This window comes from Candidatus Photobacterium acropomis, from assembly GCF_030685555.1.
Taxonomy (GTDB): Bacteria; Pseudomonadota; Gammaproteobacteria; order Enterobacterales; family Vibrionaceae; genus Photobacterium; species Photobacterium lucens.
The window spans coordinates 773,688-800,587 of record NZ_CP131609.1 but is presented as its reverse complement, the minus strand read 5'-3'; the positions used below and the strand labels follow the sequence as shown (position 1 = coordinate 800,587).

Sequence of the window (26,900 nt, the reverse complement as noted above, 5' to 3'; positions counted from 1 at the left end):
CTAGCTCCTATGCTGAGTTAATGCAGCTAAACGCTGCTGAATAAACTGTTGAGATGACGCTGAAATATTGCCAAGTTGTAAGGCTTTACGGTAAGACTCAACGGCTTTTTTCATATCACCACTACGATCTTGAGCAATGGCTAAACCCATCCACCAGCGACCATCAAACGAGGCAACACGCACTAATTGCTGATAGCTGTTCAATGCCACTGCGTTATTATTTAGCTTTTGTGCTAATGCACCACGCATCGCTAAATACTGGGTATTCATCGTGCCGCTTTTATCATTAAGTACAGCCAATGCCGCTTGGTTTTGTGACTCATTAACTAATAACTTCGCCAACGTTAAACGTAATTCTGGTTGATTCGGCTGTTTTGCTAAGCCCTTTTCAAGTGTAGCAATCGCTTCTCGCACCTCACCACGACCGTAATACAAGGCGGCTAAACGCTGTCTTGCCATGATCCAATCAGGGCGATAATTCAGCGCCGCTTCTAAATTCATCACCGCTTGCTTGCTGTCTTCTTGCTCTAGTGCTTTTTCTGCATTTAAGTATTCCACTTGCGCTAACTCATTAGGGGTTAACGCAACGGTTTGAATAGACAGTTCACTTTTTACAGGCGCAGGTGCTGGTGCTTGATGTACAACCGTTTTAGCTTTTTTCTCGTGCTTCACTTCTGCTAAAGCGCGCTCATAGCCACTCTCATAGCCTTGATCATAAGAGCTTTGTAATTCTTTTTGCTCTTCTTCACTTTCTAGTGAAGCTTGAGCAACGGGCATATCAGCAAGCTCGGCTGGCACTGATTTTTGCGCAACCTGACGTGCAGTTTGTGGCACAGATTCTGCTTTTTTCACAGCAGTAGACTCTGCATGAACAAGTGCTATTGGCTGCTCACTGACTGCTGGCTGACGTTTGGCCCTCATCAGATTGCTCAATCGCAGGTTGAGTTGCTTCGCCTTGTACAATGGTTGATTGCGCAACGAGTTCTGGCTGTTGCAAAATAGGCTCAGCAGAAACACTGGTTTCAGCCATTGCAGGACTGACTACGCTATCAGGCTGACTGAACCACCACACCACAGTGCTTAAGGCTAATCCACAGCATCCAAATGCCGCCCACTTAGGCCATACTGACTTCGGCACAGGTGCAATATCAGCTGCACGTAATGGTGAGCCTTTCTGGGTCACAGACGATAATTTAACTTGGCTCAACTCATTAAGTCGGCGATTTAATTCACTCATGAATGACTCCATCCCCATAACACAGGAAACGACCATTTGGGCTGGCTTGCCCCTAAGGTATCCCGAATTGCCATGAGAACTTCTTTCTTACTAACGATATATTTTTGCTCACAAAACGTCGCAAGCAGCGATTTATGACATAACTGATTAATTAATCTTGGTACGCCATTACTCGAACGCCAAATCGCACGGCATAACGGCACACTAAACACCATGTCGGTATAGCCCGCTTGATGTAAGCGATGCTTTATATAAGCAATGGTTTCAGCCAAGGTTAATGGGCGCAATACGGCACGAAAGGTGATCCGCTGGCGCAACTGACGCAATTGGTGCTGCGCCAAACGCTGATCAAGCTCTGGCTGTCCAAGCAGCACAATATGCAATAATTTCGCTTGCTCGGTTTCTAAATTTCCGAGCAGACGAATGGCTTCTAATGCATCATCAGGCAAGGCTTGGGCTTCATCTAATAACACCACCACCGATTGCCCTTTTAAACGACGGGTGATCAACTCATCTTGAATTTGCTCGGTGAGCAATACAGGATCACGGCTAGGAGTTAGGTTTAGCTCTTTTGCCAGCGCCCGTTTTAATTCGGTGCCATTGCTGGCTGGCGTCGGCAAATAAGCCAGATCAAAATGCTCGGGAAGTTGGGTCATTAACATACGACACACTAAGGTTTTACCTGTCCCCACTTCTCCTGATACCTGTGTGATCCCTTCCCCCATAGAAAGTGCTGCCAGCACAGTTTGAATCGCTTCAATGTGCGATGGCAGCGCATGAAAAAGGGATGTATTTGGCGTTAGGGCAAAAGGTTGCTGACTAAAACCAAAATGCTCGATATACATGGTTTACCCTTCTTCAGGGAACCATTCGTTGATCAGTGCGCGAGAACGTTCGATCTCTTGCTTCCACGTGTTATCAGTCACCACAGTTGGTTTAAGCAAGATCACAAGTTCAGTTTTCTTCTTCACTTTATTGATTTGACGGAACAAGTTACCTAAGCCAGGGATATCACCCAATAGTGGTACTTTTGATACTTGATCATTCACTGTCGATTTCATCAAACCACCGATCACCACCACGTCACCTGTGCGAGCATGAATGATAGAATCAGATTCGCGGATCGTACTTTTCGCCAATGGCAGTACCATAGGTTTTGCCGTACCCACCTCAATGGTTTTGGTTTCGTTCTGTACATCAACAACCGCAGGATGAACATGCAGTAACACACCGCCTTGATCGTCGATTTGTGGTGTCACATCTAACGAAATACCCGAGAAGAACGGTGTTAATGACACATCTGGTGCTACGTTATTGTTATCACCTGATACGTTACTGCTTGAAACATCAGTCACAAAGTATTCATCGCCACCCACTTTGATCACAGCTTTCTGGTTATTTGCTGCCGTGACACGTGGGCTAGATAGCACGTTCAAGTCACCTTGAGTAGATAGGAAGCTCATCACTGTGCTGAAGTTACCATCAGAGATCGTAATGTTGGTTTGACCGCCTAACAGATCAGAGATCGCATTACCGCCCGGTAAGGTTTCAGCAATAGCAGCTGTTCCCATAGTGATACCGGTACCGCCAATACTTGCAGTCAGGTTGTTCCAGTTGATCCCTTGTTGGTAACTATCATCAAGCGTCACTTCCATGATCTTGGCTTCAAGTACCACTTGGCGCTTCAGGCGCTTTTGCGACATGCCCAAGAACTCTTTGACTTCACGTAATTCATTCGGGAACGCACGCACTGAGATCAAACCCGCTTGTGGTGAAACCATCACATTGCGACCATCACCTGAGCCAATCATGCCACTCACAACTTTTTCAAGCTGTACCCAGAAATCACTGTCAGAAGTGGTTTCAATCGTGGTACCACCCGTAGTGGTATTACCGTTACTTGATGTGCTGTTATTATCACTGTCATCACTTGACGATGAGCTACTCTCACTATCAGCAATAGAGCCAGAAGTGATAGAGGTTAATGATTTGCCTTTACGCTGTAGCTGTAAGTAATCAACAGGGATCACTTCAGTACGTAATGTTGCAGGGAAAACCTGAATAATATTGCCTTTACGGGTGGTGTTATAACCGTAAATATCCGATGCAACGTTTAACACTTCATCAAGCGTTACATCGTTTAATTTCATGGTGATACGACCGCTAACACCTGGGTGGATAACGATATTAAAAGGCGTACCTTTTACTAAACTGGTAAAAAATGCACTGGCTTCAACATTTTTTGCGTTCACACGAAAACGCTTCTCTAATGAAGAATTAACCGGGTTGATGCCACCATCTAATGACGGCATAAGATCAGCATTGACCGCTGAAGGTAGTTCCATTAACGGACGGCTATTAGCTTCATTGGCTGCTTCATTTAAAGCTTGTTTGATTTCAGTTGGGTTTTGATGCCCCATAGAACAACCAGCCAAGGATGCTATGACAACCCCCAGAAGAATTCGACGCATATATTTTTTAACCTTTAATTCGTTCGTATGTTTTCAGCAAATAACGCCAAATGCCACTTCTTGCCGCCTCGGCTTAAAGTGACACTACTATCTGAGACATGAGTGAGGGTATAACCGTTAACTCGACCGCCAAGACTCACCACTTCACCATTTAAAATGACCGAGCACTGCGCTCCATCACAAATGATGCTTTGTAATTGAGGTAATCGTGGTTGCCCTTTTACTTGGCTTTTACTGCTCGCTACCCAGCCCAATGGCGCTGTGGGATCTTGGGCTGCATTCACACTTACCGAACCAAGGCTCAATAATAATGCTGCCGTCCATGCAAATTTTTTATCCACCAATAAAGTCCTTACTCTCACCTAAGGTATATACCTCGAGTTCAACCTTCGCCCATGGATATTCATCAACTTGGTAGTTCAGGCTACGCCAGTAATACTTAACAGGTAAGGCTTCCAATTTGTTTAAGTAATTCACCACATCGAAGTAACGCCCTTTAAACGTTAATCGTACAGGGTGAACGAAATACCCTTGATCGTCACCACTCACTAACTGAGACGATGGCATTGATGTCATTGAATCTAACTTCAATGATGAGCTATGGCGCAAAACTTGTTCCAATAATCCCGCCATTTGAACTGGAGAGATCAAACTGCCAATTTTATCTTCAAGCTGCTGGGTTAAAATCGCATCTTGTTGACGATATTGTGCGAGTTTTTGGTTAATTTCTTTGTCAGGATCTTGTTTAAGCTTACGGTTAGCAACAATCAGCTGATTTTGCGCTGTGACTAAATTATTCTTGGTATCCATTAGATTGGTTTTCACAGACTGCGCCGTTTGCATTTGTGGCTCAATCACGAGCATGTAACCAATAAATACAATGCCAAACCAACCCGTAATAGCGATCAACCATTGTTCACGAACAGATAACGCTGCAAATCGTTGACTTAATTCATTCCACGTCATCATTGAGCGCTCTCCTTAATGATTTTACGCTCAGCCTGTAATTGGAACGTCACTATGTTCTTGTCGTTACGCCCTAACGTCATCTTTTGGAATCGACGCTCAGCTAAAGATGGGTAAGCTTTAAATGCACCAACCCAACGTGGCACCGCATCAGGATTACGCGCTAGGCCACTTAAATCCATTGACTGTCCAGATACATAAATACGTTGCAAAGAGATATCACCGCTAGCAGCATCTGCCAGTTGCTTAAGTACGCCTGCATAACCGACACGAAGACTCTCATCATGCTCTTCAATCACTTTTAATGTGGCGCGCTTAGCTTCTAATTCTTTCATCAAAGCTTTTGATTCATTCACTTTCAAAGGATCAGAGAACAATGCCGCGACCTGTGCACGAGCATGATCCAGCTTTTGCTGTTCTTCACTTAACAGTGATGCTTGATGTGCGAGTTCTTTTTCTATAATGCTGTTTTGCCAGCTGTTCCAGCCAGCCCACGCCGCAAATAAGACAATTAACACCAGCCAACTTGCGACTATATTCGATAACGTCATCCACTGCTTAGTGGGCAGTAGATTATCGGAATACAGATTGATAATGGCATCTTTAGGACGCTGTAATGCAGCCCAACCAAGCCTTGCTGCATTGGTATCAATCGCAGGATCAATCTCTTGGATCGCTTGAACACTGATATTTAGACGTTTATTCAGCTCTTCAGCTAAAGTCTGGTTATCTTCATTATCACAACTTACGATCAATTGGCTGATCGGATTACTACGTAGCTGCGCACTAATGAAGTCTAATGAGCGTTGCAATTCCAACGCCAAATTGTCTAATTGAAAACTGCCACCATCTAATGCTTGGCGATCAACCAATGGCAAAGTAAAGCCACGCAATTGACGTTGAAAGCACAAGGTTTGCTCATTAAATGCCGTTAGCTGCAAGTTACCATCCGCATCGGCATGGAGAATAAGTTGGCTGCGATTAGGATCGGAAAAACGGCTCCACGCAATATCTTCCGTAGTTATATCAACAACATGACAACCTAATTCATGACAGGTTAGTACAATATTGGTGATCAACTGGCGTGACGCAACAAAGACCTGTAGACGATCTTTTATTGCAGCAGGAAAACCATCGGCAATGAGCTCACTTGGGGAGTCATTCACCAGATCTTTAACAAGGAAAGGCAACGCAGTTGAAAGCTCATCTGCGCTAATTTCTGGCTTATCGATCACCAGACTCTGATAAAGCCCATGGCCTAATACCAGTTTAAGATCGCATCCTGATAATTGATGCTGGGTGATCAAATGGCGTGCAGCATCGCTCCAATCTGAAACGTTAGATACACCCATGCGATCAACAACAAAGTGATCGGTTTTAGCCTGAACAAAGACAACCGTGTCAGTATAAAAAACTAAAGCAGCGGACGGGTGAAAACTCGTTCGCTGAAAAAGCTTAGAAAATACGTGTTTCATAGACGACCAGAAAAAAGACTATACATCCTGTATGATGCTTTATTGATAAGATTAGCAGCTACTAATGGCAGACCCAATAATATACGATAATTTTATTGATAAACATCACTTAATTAACCTAACGTTAATAATTAATGTAATTTTTTATTATCATTTCTAAGAAAAAAAAACAGCCATAGAAATCATAAAAGAATATCTTCTTTGGCAAATAAACGCCCTTGTCCTGCTGCAACCCCTAATTGTTTTAACACTTCCCATTCTTTGTAAGTTTCAACACCTACAGCGATGACTTGGACATTCAAGTTTTCACACGCACCTAACATACTTCTCACAAAGAGCTGATTTTCTTGACGTTTATTTATGTCTCGAACTAAGCCTCGGTGAAGTTTAATGTAATCGGCTTTCACTTCTTTAATATAGTGAGTACTAACAATAGTTCGACCAGCTTGATCTATGGCTAACTTACAACCCATTCCCACCAACTTTTTCAACACAGGTCGTAAGGCATCAAGGTGTTTTACCAGCAAGCTTTCAGATACTTCAAACATCACATTATTTAATAATGGACGTGGCGCTTGTAATAATTCATTCACTAACCATTTAATAAATGTTTTATCCATTAATGAATAAACACTAATATTTATTGAATACACTTCTGGCGTTGATTCTCTTTTTAATAGTGAAATTATTTGTGTAATCACAGCCTTATCAAATCGCTGATTAAATCCAACCTGATTAATATAAGGGATAAAATGCGATGCTTTTATTAATTCACCACGTTCATCTTTAATTCGCGCTAATATTTCACGGCTTATTACAGCCTCATTTTGCGCTTTAAGCACTGGTTGCTGATATAACAGAGGACCGCCTTGCGTTAAAATGCGATCAAATAAAGTTCGCCAACGCACACTACCACGATCATCTTCCCAATTATTTTCTTTAATAAAACTATTCCAACTGTTTGAACCTTGTAATTGCGCACTACGCAAAGCGGTATCGGCTTCATCCATAATACGGCCACGGCGCTCGCCACCATGGAAATAAGTCACCCCAATATGGCACCAATTATCACGTTCCATTGATAACGGAGGGGATAAACGCTCAACCGCATTTAATAATTGGTTGGTAAACAGTTTCACTTCTTTGACTGATTGCTGCGGGATCAATATGGCGAACTCGGCATCATAGTAACGAGACAGCATGGTGTCAGGAAAACGTTGAATAAAGTTAGATAAGATAATACTGATCTCTTGGATGAACTCATCTGCATTTTGTTTACCTTCTTCGGCAATGGTTTCTTCCCAGTCCGACAAGCGCATCAGTATCACCGCACCATGATTATCAGGCTCTTGCAGCATGGATTTAAGACGGCTATCAAACAGTACGCGGTTGGCTGCTCCCGTTAACTGATCTAAGAAAGTATGAGTACGGATAAAGGTGTCAAATCGGCTTCGCTCTTGACGCGCATCCTTTAACTCTTTGATCAATTGATCCATCGCTAAGCTGGCAGTTCCGGGCCATTCATAATCATTACCAATGGCGTAATCATCCACTTTTCCTGCCAAAATCATTCGCCCACGGGTTTCTAATAACTCAGAGCCCCGCAACTGCAATTTCAACCAACGTACCCCTTGTACTAAGCCGAAAATAACAATCCCCATCGCCAAACTAATAAACGACATCGCGCCTAACGAATAAGTAAATTCGGCATAAGGGGGGATCGACTCTATCGTCACTTTATACTGAGGGTTAAGCTGAAGTTGGTATTCACTATCATAGAGGATATTGGGATCAGGCAGGAGTTCTAACCCTTTGTAGGAATACACCACACCTTGAGGACTAGCGACAGTCAGTTGGACAACATTGCTTGATTTGAGCAGTTTAGGCAGCCAGCGAGACATGGATGCGCCACCTTGCGGATCGGAAAGCTCTTGGTCGATCACCTCGACCACCCCATTTAAGTAATGGGTTAAATAATCTTGCCCAAGTTTACGAAAGCTCAGTGCACCGCCAATGAAGATGATGAATATGGCACAAATAACGATCATGGTAACAAAAGCAACTAACCGATTGGTTAATTTCATCCCTGAAGCTTTTCTCATAATATCCTAACTCTAAGCACGATAATTTAACGGAGCCTTCGTTCATTGACGGCTCTTTCTTATTATGAAGATTTTTTACCTAAATGGTAACTTATTCAATAACATCACATTTAGACAGACTATTCTCATTGCCAAAGTTACGTTACAGTGAGCAAAACATACTCTACCGCATGATAAAACGATAAACATCGCATTATGCCTAAAAGGACCAAGGAAAGGTTATCACTATGGACTGGATCACCTGTACCAAAAGTTTTGTGACTGTTATCCAGCACGGCTCACTGTCTCAAGCAGCAAAACATCTTGAGATCTCTAATTCAGCCTTATCAAAACGTTTATCATGGCTAGAGCAGCAATTAGGGGTTCAATTACTCAAACGCACGACTCGCCATTTATCAATGACAGAGGCAGGCGATACCTTTTTCCACCGTAGTTTGATGTTATTAGATCAGTGGCAGCAACTCCTGACAGAAACAACCGCGACAAACAGTGATATTCACGGCAATTTACGTATTGGCTCATCACTGACAGCTGGTGATCAATTCTTGATCCAAGCTATCACTACATTCAGTCACCTTTATCCAAAAGTGAATATCGCTTTGCATTCCGCGACCTTTGGTCAACTACCTGATTTAAATTTAGATATCATTATCAGCCCTAAAATCGATGATTTTAACTCTGCCAGTTATATCGCCACGCCATTGTTTGAAACCCAAGCCCGTTTTTATGCCTCTCCTGATTATTTGGAACAGCACGATCCTTTATTGCTCCCCGAGCAACTGTCTCAGCACAATTGCTTATTATTAGGGAGTAATCACCACCAGCAAGACTATGTCTTTGATAATGGAAGTGTATTGCGCTTACAAGGCAACTTCCTTACCGCTAATCCAGCCGCTTTACTCGCTAGTGCAGAAGCTGGAATGGGATTGATCTTAACATCACCAGATCATGTACAACATGCCCTCAATAGCGGTTTACTGATCCCTGTTCTGCCACAATTAACCTTGCCTAAGCAGACAATCTTCGCCTATTACCCAAAACTTCACTATCAACATGAAAAAACTAAACGTTTTATCGATGTGATAAAGCAATCGACAAATAATCCTCCCCCAAAATCATCGATATAAAAAAAAGCAGCGTTAAACGCTGCTTCTTACTATTCATATCGGATTGATTAGAACGGAATGTCGTCATCAAAATCCATTGGTGGCTCATTGTACTGCGGTTGAGGTGCAGGTTGTTGAGCAGGTGCTTGTTGTTGCTGCTGTTGTGGTGCGTAGCTTTGTGCTGCAGGCTGTTGAGGTTGACCCCAACCACCTTGTTGTTGCTGACCGCCACCCATAGGTTGGTTACCTTGGTTTTGACGACCACCAAGCATTTGCATCGTACCATTAAAGCCTTGAACAACCACTTCAGTTGTGTACTGATCTTGACCTTGTTGGTTCTGCCACTTACGGGTTTGTAGTTGACCTTCAATGTATACTTGAGAGCCTTTACGTAGGTATTCGCCAGCTACTTCAGCTAACTTACCGTATAGAGCTACGCGGTGCCATTCGGTTTTTTCACGCTGCTCACCCGTATTCTTATCACGCCATGATTCTGATGTCGCAATGGTAATATTCGCTACCGCACCGCCGTTTGGCATGTAACGGACTTCAGGATCATTTCCTAAGTTACCGACTAAGATAACCTTATTAATGCCACGACTGGCCATAGTTCACTCCAAATCTGATCACGCACTATTCGATTCAAATAGCTCAGTTAATCAAAGTTTATACTCAATCGCGCAGTTTATCATGGTGCCAGTATTTTTCCATCGCCCAAGTACTAGACGATAAAATCTCAACTCACAATTTCGTGATTCCGCACCTATATCCCTTTACATTACAAGGTTTAATGTTATGCCTGTGTAAAAATGTCATTTTTCTGACACTTTTATAAAATTATTCGATATGATTAATTTTATAAAGCATATTTGTCATATAAAAAGAATAATATTATTTATTTTCTGAACCAGAAATAAACTTTTTATTCCATTGAAAAATAGTTTATCTGTTTGTAACACTATGATTTTATGACTATCATTACTTAGCTTCTAACTTTGAGAGGCAAGATACATTTATTATCTTGAGGTTGTAGCAAAATGGTAACTAAAGAGTATAAAGGCGTATCAAAATTTACTTCCTATCGTTATTTCTTAGTGGATTAATATAATTGTTACTTCAAAGATAAATACTCTTTAAATTTTCGTTGATCAGCTAAGCACTTTGGGAGCTTTAAACCTAAGGGCGGTAGCGTGTTTAAATCTGAGAATCAAAAAGACATGCGTGAAAAAATAGGACTGCTATTATTCTCTGGCTGCATGGCATTTCCTGTATGGGCCAACCCCCTACATGTAAAAGTCACACCTTTTGTCTTCTCTAAGTATTTAGTCAATGACAACATCACTCAAGTACCCAAAGATCCTATTTCATCGCCAATAATCGAGCTAACACCTGGCTTTATTATTAACGGCGAAAAGAGTACCAATACTTACGATCTAACCTATTACGCTAAAAAAGCGACATACCTAGACAGCAAGCAAGACGATTACACCGATCATAATTTAGAGCTTGATATCGAACAGCATTTCACAATGCGTAATAAAATAAAGTTCAAATATCAATATATTAAATCTCATGATGGACGTGCTGATATTCGCGATGATCTACTGCCCTATGTCACAGAGCCAGTTAAATACGACGCACAGCACGGTATGCTCGATTATATCTATGGCGCACAATGGGCTCGTGGGCGATTAGAATTTGGCGCAGGCTTTAATACCAAACGGTTTAAAAATTATCGTCACTTACCAGGTGCCGCTGATTTATCATCAACCCGTTTTGATGACTTCAATGACATCCTACTCGAAGGCCAATTTACTTATCGTCCCTCAGATGTCAGTGAATTTTTTGTCCGCGTAGAAAACCAAGACCGTACTTATTTATACAACCGTTTTGCCGATAGCACGCTTGATAACAACACCAGTTATTTCTTTCTTGGCACCAAACTTGGGATCAATAAAGATACTCATGGTTCATTAATGTTAGGTTGGCAAAATAAAAGCTTTAGCCAACCAGACCGTCCTGCATTTAGTGGTTTATCATGGCGTGGGGATTTCTTTTGGTCCCCAGTTAAACACTCGACCTTTAGCTTAGAAACAAAGCGAGAAATTCTCGATCCTGATGCTAAAAACGATTATCGCAAAGAAACTTATTACAATTTTGCCTGGAAACATTTTTGGCTTAATCGTCTGTACAGCGAACTTAAGGCAGACTACTTAACCGATGAATATACCAGTGGCTTGAGAACCGATAAAACAACCGGTTATGAAGCCTCTATTGGCTATGTATTTAGAAATTACTTAACCTTTGTCACGGGATGGACAAAAGAAAGTAATCGCTCCACGGTGCCAGAAAACGATTACGACCAAAATATTGTGTATTTTTCCGCTAATTTTAAATTGGATTCACTATGATAAATAAACTAAAAATGTGTTTGTGCTTCCTATTCCTCACATTGACAACACATGTCTATGCCGCACAAATTGATACTGCACATTACCTTTTATCGCCTGGTGATAAGATCCAAATTAAAGTCTATGGCGAAGACAATTTAACCTTTAATGAACTGCTTATTCCTGAGAGTGGCCAGATCAATTACCCCTATTTAGGTTCGGTAACTGTCGCAGGTAAAACCTTGACCCAAGTGAAAGATGAAATCACCCATGGCTTAAAAGGTGATTACTTACTCGATCCTAAAGTGATGGTGAATCTGCTTAACTTCAAGCAAATCTATGTTGGTGGCGAAGTCAGACGCCCAGGCGGTTATGAATACCAACCTAATTTAAGTGTAGAGAAAGCAGTGGCGCTCGCAGGTGGTTTCACTGATCGCGCAGACACTGACGATATCACGATTAAAGATGCGAACAATAAACTGAAAACAGATGATGCCAGCATCAATATGGAAGTTGAACCCGGTGATATCATCGTTGTGGGACAAAGCTTTTTCTAATTTTTATTGAGTTAAATTAATATGTTATTTAAATCACCAGAAGAGTTGGTTGTAAAAGACGAAACGATTAATTTCTCTAAATATTTTAATCGCATTAAAAGTAATTGGATTTGGATTATCTTAGTTACAGCAATTTTCGCTACGCTGGCTTTTCTAAAATCACCGATCTCGACCAATACCTATTCTGCAACATCGACGTTAATGATCGATGCAACGCCACCTAAGCCGATTTCGCTGCAAAACTTACCGAACTACGATCCAACCCAAAAAGAGTTCTACGCCACACAATATGCTTTATTACGATCTAATGTAATTGCAGAAAAAGTGATTAAGAATTTAGATTTAACTAACAACCCAGACTTTATGGGTGTGCCTAAATCTAATCATCCTTCACTGAAATCACGTATTAAGCAGTGGTTGATTGACTTTAAGCAGCCATCAGATGGCAGTGTTGAAGTAGATCAAAGCCTTACTCACACCACACCAGCAGAGTTGAAAGCACTGCAAATTTTCGCTAAGGGCTTACTTATCACACCAATCGATAAAACTCAGTTGGTGATGATCACTTACACCTCAAAAGATCCCTCTTTAGCGGCAAACATTGCTAATGCTGTTGGTCAGGCATATATCAATTACTACATTGATATTAATGAAGAAAGTAATAAAAAAGCCTCTGTTTGGCTGACTTCTCGTTTAACTGAACTAAAAAAACAGTTAAGTGATTCAGAAAAAAAACTGACCGATTACTTAGCCAAAGAGCAACTAGTTAATACCATTGCTGTTGATGAACTGGCTAATAGTGAACTCATCAATTTAACTAACCGTTTAGCGGCGATTACAGATAAACGCGTACAAACAGAATCGCTATACACCACCCTACGTGGTACTCGCCATTTAAGTTACAACCAAATTGATGCCATCAGCGAGATCTCTAACCACCCACAAATCCGCGATATCACCAATGCGGAAACCGATGCTGAAAATGTGGTCGCTGAGCTATCAAAACGCTACGGTCCTAAACACGAAAAAATGCTTGAAGCGGAATCGCAACTAGCCGCTATTCGTGCCCGTAAAGATCGTATGTTGAAGCGCCTCGTTGAGGGCGTGAAAAAAGAACTTGAAAGTAACCAACGTCAAGAACGTGAAATTAAAGAAGAGATCGAAAAGAAAAAAGAACAGTTCCAATCGTTAGCCGTTAAGAAAGTACACTATCAAGCACTACAGCAAGATGTTGATACAAATAAACAGCTATTAAAGGCCTTCTTAGAGCGTCAAAAAGCGACCATTGCAACAGAGAACTACAAAGACTCAATTGCGCACTTTACCGATTACGCATTAAAAGCGTACCCATCTGGTCCAAATATTAAGAAGAATGTACTGATCGCGAGTATCGTTGGCTTAATGCTTTCGTTTTGTGCACTGTTTGCAATCCAATTTTTTGATACCACGGTCGAATCATCAGAAGAGTTTGAGCGTTATTTCCCACTGTTCTCGTTAGGTAATATTCCATTTATTAAGCGCCTAGCGAAAAAGAAAATACCGATTGATGAAGATGCGTTAAATGCTAAAGAAAAGCCGATGTTCTTCGAAGGCATTCGCAATGTACGTACCGCGTTAAACCTTGCGATCACAGACGATCAACGCACAATTATGATCACTTCAGCTTTAGCTAAAGAAGGGAAAACAACGCTAGCAACTAACCTTGCTCGCTCCCTTGCACAATCAGAGAAAGTTGCGCTAGTACAGGTTGATTTACATAACCAAGGTACAGCCTTATCTGCCCCTCAAGGCTTAAGTGAGATATTAAAAGGCAAAGCAACGCTTAGCGATGTGATGACAAAATCTAACCAGAATAATTTTGTGATGATCCCAGCCGGTGAGCCTGTTTCCGATCCCCAAGAATTATTGTCATCTCCACGCTTCACTGCACTTTTAGACGATCTAAAACAGCAGTTTGATAAGGTGATCATTGATACACCAGCAAGCTTGATCACCAGTGATGCATTTATCGTTGCAAAAGCCGCAGACGTGATTTTATTAACCGTTTCGGCAAATAAAACCAAACGTAATGATGTCGAACAAACACTGCATAAATTTAACGCTTATGAGTTAAACATTGATGGTGTTGTGATTAATAAAGTGCTGTAAGGCTTCTTTTTATAAGGTTTAGCCAGTCATCACCCGTGATGGCTGGCTTCAAATAACACTATGCTTGAGATAAAAAAAGATACAGCCATAGGGTTAGTGGCCTCTTTCCTCATTACATCAGCGCTGGTTTGGAATACCTTTCTAGGATCTGCAGCCGCAGCATTATTTTTGCTCGTCGGTGGTGGTGTCGTTATCTTTCACCTCCATCGCACCCTATTAGGCACCCAATATAATTGGATGGTGATGGTGTATCCGGTATTGGCGGTACTCTCGACCTTATGGTCACAATACCCAGCAGATACCTTTCGTGCAGCAATCCAGTTCCTGCTAACCACCATCATTGGTATTGCGGTTGTTTACAACATCAAAAAGGAACACTTTTTCGTTGGTTTGTCTGCCAGTGTCATCATTATTATGGCATTGAGTTTGGTTTCAAATCGTGTTGAAACCAATGGTATGACAGGAGAAACCGTTTTAATCGGCTACCTTGGTAGTAAAAACTTTCTCGCACAAACCGCCTCTATTGGCTTTTTTGTCGGGTTCGGTTTGTTCTATACCTTAGCAAAAACAAAAGTGGAAAAACTGATAGGTATTCTGTCGCTATTATTTTCTATCGCTGTTCTACTAAAAGCCAAATCCTTAGGGGCAACGGTGACCTCCTTTGGCTCTATTTTTCTCTGTTTTTGCTTATATCACTTTTCTCATTCACCACTCACACAACGCGCACAAAAGGCCATACTGAACCTTATTTATTTTCTTGCGATGTGTGTGATTATTTTCGTCTATGTCGTCTTTGGTACACCTGAATTCAATCACTTTATGATTGATATCGGTAAAGATCCAACCCTGACAAGTCGAACGCTGATCTGGGCAGAAGGCGCAAAAGCCATCGCACAGGCTCCCATCTTAGGTGCAGGCTATAACGCCATCTTCCAAATCGGTAACCCTATTGGTGAAGCAGTATGGAAAATCGGGTTAGTTCCGCCAGGCGTCGGGTTCAACTTCCACAATATGTTTGTGCATTGGACCGTACACTTTGGTTATGTCGGACTGATCATTTACCTGCTGATACTAGCGCGACTGCTTTATAACATCCGTTTAATCGCTTGCGGACACTTTGAAAAAAGAGATTTTATCCCAGTCGCTTATTTTGTGTTTTTCATTTCAAGAAGCGTGCTAGAAGTAGATTGGTTCTCCCAATTCACTATCGCGCATGTCATGTATTGTTATTGTTGGATAGAGCTTGAAAGTAGCGCTCAGAAGGCAAAGCAATTAAATAAAAAAGGTACAATCTCATGAAAACAGTGGCTATTTTTGGTGGTTCAGGCTTTATTGCCTCCCATTACATCAAGAAATATATTGCTGAAGGTGTAAAGGTTTATTCGATTGATATTCGAGAACCTAAAGTGCGTCACGACGAAGTCACTTACATTACTCATGATGTTAGAAACCTCGATGGTTTAGTGATTGATGAGCCGATTGATTGTATCTACAACTTTGCCGCAGTTCACACCACACCGGGACATCCAACCCACGAGTATTACGAAACCAACATTGCAGGTGCTAACTCGGTTTGTCAGTTTGCTGAGCGTAATAACATTAAAGAAATTGTCTTCACTAGTTCAATTTCGCCATACGGCCCGGGTGAAGAGCAAAAAGATGAAAACAGCCCATTAACGCCAAATTCTGCCTACGGCTATTCAAAAATGTTAGCAGAGCAAATCCACAAAGCATGGCTTGAACGCAATAGTGAGCATCAACTAACTATCGTTCGCCCAGCTGTTGTCTTTGGCCCTGGTGAAGGCGGTAACTTTACTCGCCTTGCTGCAATGATGCGCAAAGGTTTCTTTGTCTACCCAGGCCGTAAAGACACCATTAAGGCGTGCATCTATGTGGAAGATTTGATCTTTGCCATTGAAGCAGCACGCGCAACAGAAAATAACTTTGAATTGTTTAACGGTGCTTACCCTGAGCGTTACACCCTAGAGCAAATCATTGAAGCCTTTAAAGCTGAGCATTTCCCAGATGTGAAAGTGTACATGGTGCCAAAATTTGTAGTACTTGGTGCTGCGAAGTTACTGCAAATCGTGAACTTCCTAAACGTAGGTATTCACCCTGATCGTGTCATGAAACTGATCCGCTCAACCAATGTTTACCCTGGCTGGTTAGTTGAAAACCACATCGAACTACCAGGCAACCTACAAACAGCGTTAGCACGTTGGTCTAAAGACACTGACGGTAAATTCGACTAATTACCGCATCAATGCGGCAAGTGTTCTCGCTTGTCGCATTATTTTCCTGAGAGCCTCTCTCTTAGATATCAACATCAAAGAACATCCCTATGTCTAAGTCATCCATATCCGGTATGTTATGGCTGTTTTCAAGTAAGCTATTTCCGCCGATCATTAACTTCGCTGTATTTACTTATACGGCGAGAATACTGGCTCCAGAAGACTTTGGTTTAGTCGCCTTAGCACTATCCATTATCTACATTATTTCAAGTTTTCTGCCCTCGGGCTGGCAGAGCGCCATCGTTAAATACCAAGAGTTTGGCAAGCGAGAATTTAGTACCATTTTAGCGTTTCTGACGTTATGCGGCCTCGCTTTTGCACTGATCGCTTGTTTTGTCATTTCCTTAAATCTTTTTAGCTTTCAGTCTCAGGTGTTTAATCTCGCTTTCTATTTAATGGCAATAAAAATGCCCTTCGATGCGGCAGGCCATACTCTCACGTTTATGTTAGTCCGTGAGCAAAAATACAAAGCCTTGGGTTATCGCACTATCTTAGGCGCCATGGTTTCAGCCGTTACCATTCTTAGTTTGCTTTACTTTGATTTTAATATCTGGGCACTGGTGTTATCGCAAACCATTATTTCGATTTTCAACTTGGTTGCTGTCTACATTCCGACTCGAAAAATGCTGGGCTGGTCATTTCGCTGGGGCTTAATTAAAGAAACGTGGGAATTTGGTTTATATAACACCTTAATCACAACCGTTGAGAGTATTTCTACCCACTTTGAATCCTTTGTGATTGGTAGCAACATCGGTAAATACGATTTAGGCTTTTTCAATATTGCCAAACGGTTATCGAATATCATCAACGATATCTTAACTGGCACGTCTTATGACATGTCATTGCCATATTTATCGAACAGCCAAAACGATCAACAAAGTTTGCAACGGGCGATCCGCCAAGCTTTATTCATTACAGGCGCGATCACTTCACCACTGTTTGTGTATGGCTTTATCTATTCTGAGACGATCTTTAATTTCTTGTTCTCTGAAAAATGGATCACTTCAGCAGGTTACTTCCAATTTTTCTGTATCGCATTTTTGTTTATCTCATACAGCATGATCAACAAAACTGCGATCATCGTGACTAACCGATCACGTTTGTGGTTCCGAGTACAAATGATCATTGCAGCCATTTATCTGCCGACATTGTACTTTGCCTCAACCATTAATATTCATGCGGTACTGTGGAGCTTCTTAGGTGTTAATGCGCTGTATTTCTTCACCTCGACCTACTTGGTGACCAGTGAAATTAAAACCTCGTTTTACCGTTATTTAAAAAGTTTATGGCCTATTTACAGTGCATTAGGTATCACCGCATTTGCGGCAATGCATCTGCCTTTAATGCCGTTTAATAACGAATTTTTCAATTTGTGCTTTAGCGCCATTCTCTTTTTAAGCTGTTATGTCGTGTTGTTGCTCCTATTTTCACGACACTTTTTATCGATTGATTTATCCAATAAAAAAATCACCTTCCGACAGTGATTTCTGCTTTTTAACTAAGACTTAAAGGTAATATTTTGAGCTGTTTAATTATCATTCCTTGTTTAAACGAAGCTGATCATATTGGTGATCTTTTAACGCATTTTTCTCCATCATTAACAGACAACAGTAAACTGGTTGTGGTTGATGGTGGCAGCCATGACGGCACTCAAGAAATCGTGGAGCGTTGGTCTGAAAAAGATGATCACATTGTATTGCTTCACAACCCAGATAAGATCCAAAGTGCGGCAATGAACTTAGCCGTGGATCAATTTGGTGATGATTATGAATACTTCATCCGTATTGATGCCCATGGTCAATACCCAGAAGATTTCATTACCACTTTGCTCGCTGAAGCTGAAAAACACCAAGCGGATTCTGTTGTTGTCAGTATGTACACCGAAGGCCATACGCCTTTTCAAGTATCAGCAGCTATCGCGCAAAACTCCAAACTGGGCAATGGTGGCTCACCACACCGCAACGCACAAAACGATGGTAAATGGGTTGAGCATGGTCACCATGCATTAATGAAAATATCTGCTTACCGCGCAGTGGGTGGCTATGATGAAACATTTGTTGCCAATGAAGATGCAGAGCTGGATAAGCGTTTAACCGATGCCGGTTATAAAATTTGGCTAACCGGTCAAACGGACATGACTTACTTTCCTCGTAAAACGCCAGAATCGCTATTTAAGCAATACTACAACTACGGCAAAGGTCGTGCTGCTAACTGTATTAAGCACAACACGATCCCGAAACTGCGCCAGTTGATCCCATTATCTGTCGTGCCTGTATTGTTAATGGCGTTACTACTTGGTGAATGGCACTTTATCTTCGCGCTGCCTGCACTACTATGGATTGCGGCCTGTTTACTCGTAGGTGCTACAGGTAAATCTGAGCAGTTCCCACTCAGTGCTAAGCTTTCAGGGATCCCAGCTATGATCATGCACTTTGGCTGGTCACTAGGCTTTTGTGCAGCCTTGATCTTCCCTGCCTTAAGAAGGAAGCCTGTTCATGATTGATCCTAATGTAATTACGATCGGTTTATGTACTTATCATCGCCAAGAAGTGACAGACACGCTCGATAGCTTGGCAAAGATCGCAATCCCTGATGGTAAGCAAATTCAAATCGTGATCGCCGATAACTCAGTTGAGGCAAATTCAAAAACCTTAATTGAAGGTTATGCTGCTCAATCACCATTAGCGATCCACTACCTACATGCACCTGCATCTAATATATCGATTGCCCGTAATGCCTGCTTGGAGTGGGCATTAGATCATAGTCAATATTTGATCTTCCTTGATGATGACGAGTTTGTAGTAGAGAACTGGCTCAGCGCGCACTTAGATACTGCACAGCGTGAACAAGCAGATGTGGTGATTGGCCCGGTATTGGGTATTTACCCAGAACAAGCACCTGAATGGGTAAAAGCGCTCGACTTACAATCGGTAAAAGAGCCAATCATCGCACCGAGTGGCAAAATTGAAACTGCTAATTCCGGTAATACCTTAATCAACCTTGATTTTATTCGTCAGCACCCACTGCGCTTTGATTTGGAATATGGTCGCTCTGGTGGTGAAGACTCGATATTCTTTCGTCAGCTAACCATGCAAGGCGGCACTATTGCCTTTTCCGAGCAGGCTGAAGCCTCTGAACATGTACCACTAGCACGCACTGAATATGACTGGCTCTATCAGCGTCGTTTTCGCAGCGGGCAAACCCACGGCAAGATGTTACTACTCGATAACCCAAGCCCCTTCAATCGCTTAAAGCAAATATTGCTTGCTGGTGCTAAAGCGGGGTTCAGTTACATCTATGCGTTGCGCTTCATTAACCAAGAAACCAGCCAAAAGTATTTTTGGAAGTTGCGCGTTGCGCTACACCTTGGTGTGGTGAGTGGTTTATTTGGTAAACAGCATTTAACCCAATACGGTGACACTCACTGATCTGTTCGATTTTATTCGTGGCTAAATTATGAAAAGAGTTCTGCTCACAACCTTAACTACGGGCTCACGTATGGCGACATTCTGCCAATGTATTGAGAGCCTACAGCAGCAAAATATCAACAATACATTTAGCGTTGATATTTTGGTTGTTGAAAATAATCAAACTCACCATCAAGCCGTGGTTGAAGCGATTGCTAATTATCAGCATGCGCCTTTTACCATTCATCATCTGCTTGAAACCACCGCGGGCATTCCTTTCGCACGTAATAACGCACTACGCTTTGGTCAAGAGCAAGGCTTTGATTATTTAGCCTTTGTAGATGATGACGCGATTGCTGATCCAAACTGGATCCAAACTCTATTTGCCGCCTTACAAAACAATCAGGTGCAAGTGACCACTGGGCCACAATTTCCGATTTATCCCGACAACACAGAAACCTTGTACACCGCAGCCAATGTTTACCATGAACGTAAACTTGCTGATGGTGCCGAGCTTACTTGGGCGGCAACCAATAACGTATTACTTGATCTGAACTTCTTTGCACAAAACCAATTAGCGTTTAATAACAAGCTAATTTTCGGTGGTGAAGATAAGGCATTGTTCCAACAAGTGGGTCGTCATGGTGGCAAGATCTTATGGGTACAAAACGCGATCATTAGTGAGTTCATTAGCCCTGAGCGTCTTAATGTGAAATGGGCGCTCAAACGTCGTTTCCGTATTGGTGCCACCGAGCTTCAAATTGAATCTTGCATTAATCCACCAGCGAAAAGCTATGCACGCTGTCTATTCAAAGGCTCAGCATATTTAGCCAAAGGCGCACTGATGTTACTGCCAGATGCCTTGCTGCCAAATCGAAGCATTCTCAATTCCTTAGGCGATCTTGTTCATGGCTGTGGCTTCTTCTATGGCTTCTTTGCCAACGTTAAAAGCTACACTTGATCTGAATTATTAAGAGATACCCATACATGGCGAATCCAATCCAAGTTTCCGTGGTCATGGCAGCATGGAACTCAGCTCAATTTATTACTCAAGCCATTGATTCTGTTTTACAACAAACCGGCGTTGAGCTTGAAGTGTTAGTGGTCGATGATGCCTCAACCGACAATACGGTTGAAGTAGTCAGCAAACATCCTGATCCTCGAGTAAAAGTGATCACCAGCGAGCAAAATGGTGGACCAGGCGCGGCACGAAATATAGGCTTTCAAGCCGCTCAAGGGGAATGGATTGCAGTGGTCGATTCTGACGATGCAATGAAACCAGAACGCCTTGCTACCATGCTAAAAATGGCAGCGGATGATACCGATATCATTATCGATAACTTCTGTGAACAAATGCCAGATGGCAAACAAACCGCAGCGATTTATAACCATGCAGAACTACCTGTAGGTACATTTAGCCTTGCTCATCTCATTGCAACCAATCTAATGTTCAGTGATGTGCATTCGACAGGCTATGTTAAACCTCTATTTCGCAATGCGTTTATCAAACAACATCAAGTGCGTTACTGGCCTGAAGTGAAGATTGGCGAAGACTATTATTTCTTAGCTAACTGCTTAGCCTTTGGCGCTAAAGCCCAAGTTGTCGATTACTGTGGTTACATTTATACCATCCGTGAAGGATCTATTTCCCGTGTCATTAATATCGAGCATATCGATACTTTACTGAAATATGACACTCAATTAGTTAATAGCTTTAACTTTGATGCTGACGCAACGAAAGCTCAACAATATCGCACTCAAAATATGCACACAGCACGTAAATATTTAGAGATTGTTGCCAAGCTAAAGCACAAAGATCTTTCAGCATTTATCGACATGATTAAATACCCGCAGTCGGCGTTGTTGTTATCGCTACCCGTGAAAAAACGCCTTAATAAAGTGCTTAACAAATAAAGGTCTGTTATGAAAAAAACTCTTCTCGCTAGCGCATTGGTTTTATTTTCTGGATACACCTATGCAGCACAATATGCCACTGCATCTCATACGGTAGATAAACAAGATAAACACCTTATCTGGGCTGATGAATTTAATACAGGAACGCGTCCAAATCCTGATGATTGGACCTACGAAACCAAGTTTGTTCGTAACCAAGAAGATCAGTACTACACCACCAGTAGTAAGAACTCGCGTATTAAGAACGGTAACTTGGTGATTGAAGCGCTGAAAGAAACTGTGCCTAATGCCGATTACGATCCTAAAGGTACTGATTGGCACCAGCAACGCAAATACGCTTATTACACTTCTGCGAGTTTAACTACAGCAGGTAAGCATTCTTGGATACATAAACGTGTAGAAGTGCGTGCGAAATTACCGCAAGGGCGTGGCACATGGCCTGCTATTTGGCTACTGGGTGACAACATTAAAACCGTTGGCTGGCCTGATTGTGGTGAAATCGACATCATGGAATACGTCGGCTACAACCCTCACTTTGCTTATTCCACGACCCATAAATCCGATCGTAACCAGACATTAGGTAACGCAATACCTGGTGTGATCCAAGATGACAAACTTGAAGATGGCTTTCATACCTATGCGACCGAGTGGGACGATAATGAAGTACGTTTCTATTACGACGGTAAGTTGTATCACACTCAGCAACGTAACGGTGAAGCGTGGCCATTTAATAAGCCTATGTACTTAATTTTGAACTTGGCTATTGGCGGTGGCTGGGGTGGTCAACAAGGTATTGACGACTCGATCTTCCCACAGAAATTCTTAATTGATTACGTTCGCGTGTATGATTTGAAATAAAACAAATTAAAAAGCCTTTATCTATTAAATAATAAAGGCTTTATTTACTCTTTTTATCCTCTCAATTACGAAACAATAATTACAGATAACGTGATTATTCTGAATCGATATTAGGACACATTATGATTAAAAAATGTCTTTTCCCTGCCGCTGGCTACGGCACACGCTTTTTACCAGCAACCAAATCAATGCCAAAAGAAATGATGCCAGTGGTCAACAAACCACTGATTGAATACGGTGTTGATGAAGCGATCCAAGCAGGTATGAACCGTATTTGTATCGTTACAGGCCGTGGTAAAAACACATTAATGGATCACTTCGATAAGAACTACGAGCTAGAGCATCAAATTAGCGGTACGAATAAAGAAGAATTGCTCGTTGATATTCGTGACATCATTGATTCAGCTTACTTCACTTACATCCGTCAGCGTGAAATGAAGGGTCTAGGTCATGCTATCTTAACAGGCCGTGAGCTTGTAGGTAATGAACCATTTGCAGTAGTCCTTGCCGATGATCTTTGTGTAACAGATGAAGAGCAACAAGGTGTACTAGCGCAAATGGCTGAGCTGTATAAGCAATTCCGCTGCTCTATTGTAGCCGTTGAAGAAGTGCCAGAAGAAGAGACCCACAAGTACGGTGTGATTTCAGGTCAAATGCTACGTGATGACTTATTCCGCGTAGATAACATGGTTGAAAAACCAGAGCCAGGTACAGCGCCAAGCAACCTAGCAATCATCGGTCGTTACATTCTAACGCCTGATATCTTCGATATCATTGAACAAACAGAGCCGGGTAAAGGCGGTGAAATTCAAATTACCGATGCCCTAATGCAACAAGCACAAACAGGCTGTGTATTAGCTTACAAATTTAAAGGTAAGCGTTTTGACTGTGGTAGCGTTGAAGGTTACATCGATGCAACCAACTACTGCTTTGAACATGTTTACAATAAAGGTAAACACAAAGAGTTGGCAAAACAGCAAACTGGCAAGAAATAACCACAGAATCCCGCTTAACTGCGGGATTTTTTTTATCCAAATTACTGTGTTTTTAATCAGTATTTTTTGCTCATTGTGATCGACTATGAAATACTAACCGTTCTTATAAATAAAAGAATCATCACTGATATGGATAACATCGAAGTCAGGGGTGCCCGCACCCATAACCTTAAAAATATCAACCTAACGATCCCTCGCGATAAGCTTATCGTTATCACAGGGTTATCAGGCTCGGGAAAATCTTCTCTGGCTTTCGATACCTTGTATGCTGAAGGACAACGTCGTTATGTTGAATCTCTTTCTGCCTACGCCCGTCAGTTTTTATCCTTAATGGAAAAACCTGATGTTGACCATATTGAAGGGCTTTCACCTGCCATTTCCATCGAGCAGAAGTCCACCTCACACAACCCACGCTCAACCGTCGGTACTATCACAGAGATCTACGACTACCTGCGTTTATTGTATGCACGTGTAGGTGAGCCTCGCTGTCCAACCCATGATATTACGCTTGCGGCACAAACTGTTAGCCAGATGGTCGATCAAGTATTAGCCATACCTGAAGGTAGTAAGCTGATGCTACTGGCACCTATCATTAAAGAGCGTAAAGGTGAGCACGTTAAGACGCTAGCGAACTTAGCCGCACAAGGTTATATCCGTGCCCGTATTGATGGTGAGGTATGCGATCTTTCCGATCCACCAACATTAGAACTTCATAAAAAACACACTATCGAGGTCGTGGTTGATCGTTTCAAAGTTCGTGACGATCTTCAGATCCGTTTAGCCGAATCATTTGAAACTGCGTTAGAGCTTTCAGGTGGTACTGTAGTGATTGCGCCAATGTCTGATGAAGAAGGCGAAGAGCAAGTTTTCTCAGCTAACTTTGCCTGTCCGCATTGTGGCTACAGCATGCAAGAGTTAGAGCCTCGCCTGTTCTCGTTTAACAACCCAGCAGGTGCCTGTGGCACTTGTGATGGTTTAGGGGTACAACAATACTTCGATCCTGCACGTGTGGTTCAAAACGGTGAACTCAGTTTATCTGGTGGTGCGATCCGAGGCTGGGATAAACGAAATTTCTATTATTTCCAAATGCTCAAATCCTTATCTGAGCATTACAAATTCGATGTTGAAGCACCTTTTGATTCGCTGCCAAAGAAAGTCAAAGAAGTGATTTTGAACGGCTCGGGTACTACCGATATCGAATTTAAATACATCAACGATCGTGGTGATATTACCGTAAGACGCCATCCATTTGAGGGGATCCTCAATAATATGGAACGTCGTTACCGTGAAACTGAATCAAACTCAGTACGTGAAGAATTATCCAAGTTTGTTTCCACTAAGCCTTGTTCAAGCTGTCATGGTTCACGCCTACGTCAAGAAGCTCGCCATGTGTTTATCGGTGAGACTAACTTGCCACAAATCTGTGAAATGAGTATTAGCGGCGCACACCAATTCTTTGATGAGTTAACCTTAACCGGTCAACGTGCGCAAATTGCCGAGAAGATCTTAAAAGAGATCAACGAGCGTTTAAGTTTCTTAATCAATGTCGGCTTAAACTACCTAAGTCTGTCTCGTAGCGCAGATACCTTATCTGGTGGTGAAGCACAGCGTATTCGTCTTGCTAGCCAAATCGGTGCAGGACTTGTTGGCGTCATGTACGTATTAGATGAGCCATCCATTGGTCTCCACCAGCGTGATAACGAACGATTACTCAACACACTTATCCATCTGCGTGATCTAGGCAATACCGTGATTGTGGTCGAGCACGATGAAGATGCTATTCGTGCCGCTGATTACGTGATTGATATTGGTCCGGGCGCAGGTGTACATGGTGGTAATATCATCGCGCAAGGTGGCGTTAAAGATATCTTAAAATCAAAAGAATCATTAACAGGCCAATACCTCAGCGGTAAAAAAGCGATTGAAATCCCTGCTGAGCGCACACCATTTGATCCTGAAAAAACAGTTAAACTATTAGGTGCTACGGGTAACAACCTAAAAGATGTCAATGTTGAAATTCCTGTTGGTTTGTTTACTTGTATTACCGGTGTTTCTGGCTCAGGCAAATCAACGCTTATTAACGATACGTTCTTTGAAATCGCCCATCATAAATTAAATGGCGCAACGACTGGGACCCCAGCACCGTACCGTGAGATCCAAGATCTAGAGCATTTTGATAAAGTTATCGACATAAACCAAAGCCCAATAGGTCGTACCCCGCGTTCAAATCCAGCGACTTATACGGGGATTTTCACCCCAATCCGTGAGCTATTCTCTGGTACTCAAGAAGCACGTTCTCGCGGCTATAAACCAGGGCGATTTAGCTTTAACGTTCGTGGTGGTCGCTGTGAAGCATGCCAAGGTGATGGTGTTATTAAGGTTGAAATGCATTTCTTACCTGATGTTTATGTGCCTTGTGATGCTTGTAAAGGGAAGCGCTATAACCGCGAAACGCTAGAGATCCGCTATAAAGGTAAAACCATTGATGAAGTGTTAGAGCTCACGGTGGAAGATGCTCGAGAATTCTTTGATCCGGTTCCCGCTATTGCAAGAAAGTTACAAACCTTAATGGATGTTGGTTTATCGTATATCCGTTTAGGTCAAGCTGCGACAACATTATCTGGCGGTGAGGCACAGCGTGTGAAATTGGCCAAAGAGTTATCTAAACGAGATACTGGTAAAACGCTTTATATTCTTGATGAACCAACCACAGGTTTACACTTCCACGACATTCAGCAGCTACTAACGGTACTGCATAAACTGCGTGATAAAGGTAATACTATCGTGGTGATCGAACATAACTTAGATGTAATTAAAACGGCCGACTGGATCATCGATCTTGGTCCTGAAGGCGGTAGTGGTGGTGGTGAAATTATCGCAACAGGCACCCCAGAAGCTGTGGCTAAAGTGAAGGGCTCACACACAGCAAGGTTCCTTAAACCGCTGCTAGGTTAGACTATGAAAACACGTTAATATATTAAAA

The 26,900-nt window shown here is 42.2% G+C and carries 23 protein-coding genes; 14 read left to right on the top strand and 9 right to left on the bottom strand.

Going from position 1 to position 26,900, the window contains the following annotated elements; genetic code table 11:
* From Q7657_RS10435 to csrD, 8 genes are all read right to left on the bottom strand, one after another.
* The gene (locus Q7657_RS10435; RefSeq protein ID WP_498827390.1) at nt 1-921 is read right to left on the bottom strand and encodes a tetratricopeptide repeat protein; all 921 of its coding nucleotides are present in this window, start codon (nt 919-921) and stop codon (nt 1-3) included.
* Nucleotides 890-1,237, bottom strand: a complete 348-nt coding sequence (locus Q7657_RS10430) for a hypothetical protein (RefSeq protein ID WP_498827389.1) — start codon at nt 1,235-1,237, stop codon at nt 890-892. Before Q7657_RS10430 ends, Q7657_RS10435 begins: the two co-directional genes overlap by 32 nt.
* Entirely contained in the window at nt 1,234-2,082 is an 849-nt protein-coding gene (locus Q7657_RS10425) for an ExeA family protein (protein ID WP_053988009.1), read from the bottom strand. The genes Q7657_RS10430 and Q7657_RS10425 overlap by 4 nt, the downstream gene beginning before the upstream one ends.
* A 3-nt stretch (nt 2,083-2,085) precedes the next feature.
* Nucleotides 2,086-3,708 carry a pilus (MSHA type) biogenesis protein MshL gene (gene mshL / locus Q7657_RS10420; protein ID WP_107166928.1) on the bottom strand — a complete coding sequence of 541 codons (1,623 nt, stop codon included), beginning with the start codon at nt 3,706-3,708 and terminating at the stop codon, nt 2,086-2,088.
* 14 nt (nt 3,709-3,722) lie between these two features.
* Entirely contained in the window at nt 3,723-4,049 is a 327-nt protein-coding gene (locus Q7657_RS10415; protein WP_053988007.1) for a hypothetical protein, read from the bottom strand.
* Nucleotides 4,042-4,677, bottom strand: a complete 636-nt coding sequence (locus Q7657_RS10410) for a type II secretion system protein GspM (protein ID WP_053988006.1) — start codon at nt 4,675-4,677, stop codon at nt 4,042-4,044. The genes Q7657_RS10415 and Q7657_RS10410 overlap by 8 nt, the downstream gene beginning before the upstream one ends.
* Nucleotides 4,674-6,149 carry a PilN domain-containing protein gene (locus Q7657_RS10405; protein ID WP_107166929.1) on the bottom strand — a complete coding sequence of 492 codons (1,476 nt, stop codon included), beginning with the start codon at nt 6,147-6,149 and terminating at the stop codon, nt 4,674-4,676. The genes Q7657_RS10410 and Q7657_RS10405 overlap by 4 nt, the downstream gene beginning before the upstream one ends.
* A 182-nt stretch (nt 6,150-6,331) precedes the next feature.
* Nucleotides 6,332-8,251 carry an RNase E specificity factor CsrD gene (gene csrD, locus Q7657_RS10400; RefSeq protein ID WP_053988004.1) on the bottom strand — a complete coding sequence of 640 codons (1,920 nt, stop codon included), beginning with the start codon at nt 8,249-8,251 and terminating at the stop codon, nt 6,332-6,334.
* Between the two features lie 227 nt (nt 8,252-8,478).
* Here csrD and Q7657_RS10395 point away from each other — a divergent pair, with 227 nt between their 5' ends.
* Nucleotides 8,479-9,378, top strand: a complete 900-nt coding sequence (locus Q7657_RS10395) for a LysR family transcriptional regulator (RefSeq protein ID WP_107166930.1) — start codon at nt 8,479-8,481, stop codon at nt 9,376-9,378.
* A gap of 47 nt (nt 9,379-9,425) precedes the next feature.
* On the opposite strand, the gene Q7657_RS10390 is transcribed toward Q7657_RS10395, so the two are convergent.
* Nucleotides 9,426-9,965 carry a single-stranded DNA-binding protein gene (locus Q7657_RS10390; protein ID WP_053987998.1) on the bottom strand — a complete coding sequence of 180 codons (540 nt, stop codon included), beginning with the start codon at nt 9,963-9,965 and terminating at the stop codon, nt 9,426-9,428.
* A 582-nt stretch (nt 9,966-10,547) separates the two neighbouring features.
* Here Q7657_RS10390 and Q7657_RS10385 point away from each other — a divergent pair.
* From Q7657_RS10385 to uvrA, 13 genes are all read left to right on the top strand, one after another.
* Nucleotides 10,548-11,768, top strand: coding sequence for an outer membrane beta-barrel protein (locus Q7657_RS10385; protein WP_258178285.1), 1,221 nt, complete (start codon nt 10,548-10,550; stop codon nt 11,766-11,768).
* A complete protein-coding gene (locus tag Q7657_RS10380; protein ID WP_081001658.1) occupies nt 11,765-12,304 on the top strand; it encodes a polysaccharide biosynthesis/export family protein in 540 nt (179 codons plus the stop codon). The genes Q7657_RS10385 and Q7657_RS10380 overlap by 4 nt, the downstream gene beginning before the upstream one ends.
* A 21-nt stretch (nt 12,305-12,325) precedes the next feature.
* Nucleotides 12,326-14,452: a GumC family protein gene (locus Q7657_RS10375; RefSeq protein WP_107166931.1), complete on the top strand. Its 2,127-nt coding sequence runs from the start codon at nt 12,326-12,328 to the stop codon at nt 14,450-14,452.
* Between the two features lie 60 nt (nt 14,453-14,512).
* A complete protein-coding gene (locus Q7657_RS10370; RefSeq protein ID WP_107166932.1) occupies nt 14,513-15,751 on the top strand; it encodes an O-antigen ligase family protein in 1,239 nt (412 codons plus the stop codon).
* Nucleotides 15,748-16,704, top strand: a complete 957-nt coding sequence (locus Q7657_RS10365; RefSeq protein WP_107166933.1) for an NAD-dependent epimerase/dehydratase family protein — start codon at nt 15,748-15,750, stop codon at nt 16,702-16,704. The genes Q7657_RS10370 and Q7657_RS10365 overlap by 4 nt, the downstream gene beginning before the upstream one ends.
* Nucleotides 16,705-16,793: 89 nt before the next feature.
* The gene (locus Q7657_RS10360) at nt 16,794-18,227 is read left to right on the top strand and encodes an oligosaccharide flippase family protein (protein ID WP_107166934.1); all 1,434 of its coding nucleotides are present in this window, start codon (nt 16,794-16,796) and stop codon (nt 18,225-18,227) included.
* 35 nt (nt 18,228-18,262) lie between these two features.
* Nucleotides 18,263-19,246: a glycosyltransferase family 2 protein gene (locus Q7657_RS10355; RefSeq protein ID WP_053987994.1), complete on the top strand. Its 984-nt coding sequence runs from the start codon at nt 18,263-18,265 to the stop codon at nt 19,244-19,246.
* On the top strand, nt 19,239-20,171 hold the full coding sequence (locus Q7657_RS10350) for a glycosyltransferase family 2 protein (protein WP_107166935.1): 933 nt from the start codon (nt 19,239-19,241) through the stop codon (nt 20,169-20,171). The genes Q7657_RS10355 and Q7657_RS10350 overlap by 8 nt, the downstream gene beginning before the upstream one ends.
* 28 nt (nt 20,172-20,199) lie before the next feature.
* Nucleotides 20,200-21,111: a glycosyltransferase family 2 protein gene (locus Q7657_RS10345; protein WP_258178286.1), complete on the top strand. Its 912-nt coding sequence runs from the start codon at nt 20,200-20,202 to the stop codon at nt 21,109-21,111.
* Between the two features lie 26 nt (nt 21,112-21,137).
* Complete coding sequence (locus Q7657_RS10340; protein WP_107166937.1) at nt 21,138-22,064, top strand: glycosyltransferase family 2 protein; 927 nt, start codon at nt 21,138-21,140, stop codon at nt 22,062-22,064.
* Between the two features lie 9 nt (nt 22,065-22,073).
* On the top strand, nt 22,074-22,922 hold the full coding sequence (locus Q7657_RS10335; protein WP_107166938.1) for a glycoside hydrolase family 16 protein: 849 nt from the start codon (nt 22,074-22,076) through the stop codon (nt 22,920-22,922).
* A gap of 122 nt (nt 22,923-23,044) precedes the next feature.
* On the top strand, nt 23,045-23,917 hold the full coding sequence (galU, locus tag Q7657_RS10330) for a UTP--glucose-1-phosphate uridylyltransferase GalU (protein WP_107166939.1): 873 nt from the start codon (nt 23,045-23,047) through the stop codon (nt 23,915-23,917).
* A 129-nt stretch (nt 23,918-24,046) separates the two neighbouring features.
* Nucleotides 24,047-26,872 (top strand): excinuclease ABC subunit UvrA, encoded by a 2,826-nt coding sequence (gene uvrA / locus Q7657_RS10325; RefSeq protein WP_107166940.1) that lies wholly within the window; start codon nt 24,047-24,049, stop codon nt 26,870-26,872.
* The last annotated feature ends 28 nt before the right edge of the window (nt 26,873-26,900 follow it).

Bases quoted from the DNA above. Each gene is read 5' to 3' on its own strand.
- Q7657_RS10435 (WP_498827390.1), bottom strand. From the start codon at position 921: ATGAGGGCCAAACGTCAGCCAGCAGTCAGTGAGCAGCCAATAGCACTT.
- Q7657_RS10430 (WP_498827389.1), bottom strand. From the start codon at position 1,237: ATGAGTGAATTAAATCGCCGACTTAATGAGTTGAGCCAAGTTAAATTA.
- Q7657_RS10425 (WP_053988009.1), bottom strand. From the start codon at position 2,082: ATGTATATCGAGCATTTTGGTTTTAGTCAGCAACCTTTTGCCCTAACG.
- mshL (WP_107166928.1), bottom strand. From the start codon at position 3,708: ATGCGTCGAATTCTTCTGGGGGTTGTCATAGCATCCTTGGCTGGTTGT.
- Q7657_RS10410 (WP_053988006.1), bottom strand. From the start codon at position 4,677: ATGATGACGTGGAATGAATTAAGTCAACGATTTGCAGCGTTATCTGTT.
- Q7657_RS10405 (WP_107166929.1), bottom strand. From the start codon at position 6,149: ATGAAACACGTATTTTCTAAGCTTTTTCAGCGAACGAGTTTTCACCCG.
- csrD (WP_053988004.1), bottom strand. From the start codon at position 8,251: ATGAGAAAAGCTTCAGGGATGAAATTAACCAATCGGTTAGTTGCTTTT.
- Q7657_RS10395 (WP_107166930.1), top strand. From the start codon at position 8,479: ATGGACTGGATCACCTGTACCAAAAGTTTTGTGACTGTTATCCAGCAC.
- Q7657_RS10390 (WP_053987998.1), bottom strand. From the start codon at position 9,965: ATGGCCAGTCGTGGCATTAATAAGGTTATCTTAGTCGGTAACTTAGGA.
- Q7657_RS10380 (WP_081001658.1), top strand. From the start codon at position 11,765: ATGATAAATAAACTAAAAATGTGTTTGTGCTTCCTATTCCTCACATTG.
- Q7657_RS10375 (WP_107166931.1), top strand. From the start codon at position 12,326: ATGTTATTTAAATCACCAGAAGAGTTGGTTGTAAAAGACGAAACGATT.
- Q7657_RS10370 (WP_107166932.1), top strand. From the start codon at position 14,513: ATGCTTGAGATAAAAAAAGATACAGCCATAGGGTTAGTGGCCTCTTTC.
- Q7657_RS10365 (WP_107166933.1), top strand. From the start codon at position 15,748: ATGAAAACAGTGGCTATTTTTGGTGGTTCAGGCTTTATTGCCTCCCAT.
- Q7657_RS10360 (WP_107166934.1), top strand. From the start codon at position 16,794: ATGTCTAAGTCATCCATATCCGGTATGTTATGGCTGTTTTCAAGTAAG.
- Q7657_RS10350 (WP_107166935.1), top strand. From the start codon at position 19,239: ATGATTGATCCTAATGTAATTACGATCGGTTTATGTACTTATCATCGC.
- Q7657_RS10345 (WP_258178286.1), top strand. From the start codon at position 20,200: ATGAAAAGAGTTCTGCTCACAACCTTAACTACGGGCTCACGTATGGCG.
- Q7657_RS10340 (WP_107166937.1), top strand. From the start codon at position 21,138: ATGGCGAATCCAATCCAAGTTTCCGTGGTCATGGCAGCATGGAACTCA.
- Q7657_RS10335 (WP_107166938.1), top strand. From the start codon at position 22,074: ATGAAAAAAACTCTTCTCGCTAGCGCATTGGTTTTATTTTCTGGATAC.
- galU (WP_107166939.1), top strand. From the start codon at position 23,045: ATGATTAAAAAATGTCTTTTCCCTGCCGCTGGCTACGGCACACGCTTT.
- uvrA (WP_107166940.1), top strand. From the start codon at position 24,047: ATGGATAACATCGAAGTCAGGGGTGCCCGCACCCATAACCTTAAAAAT.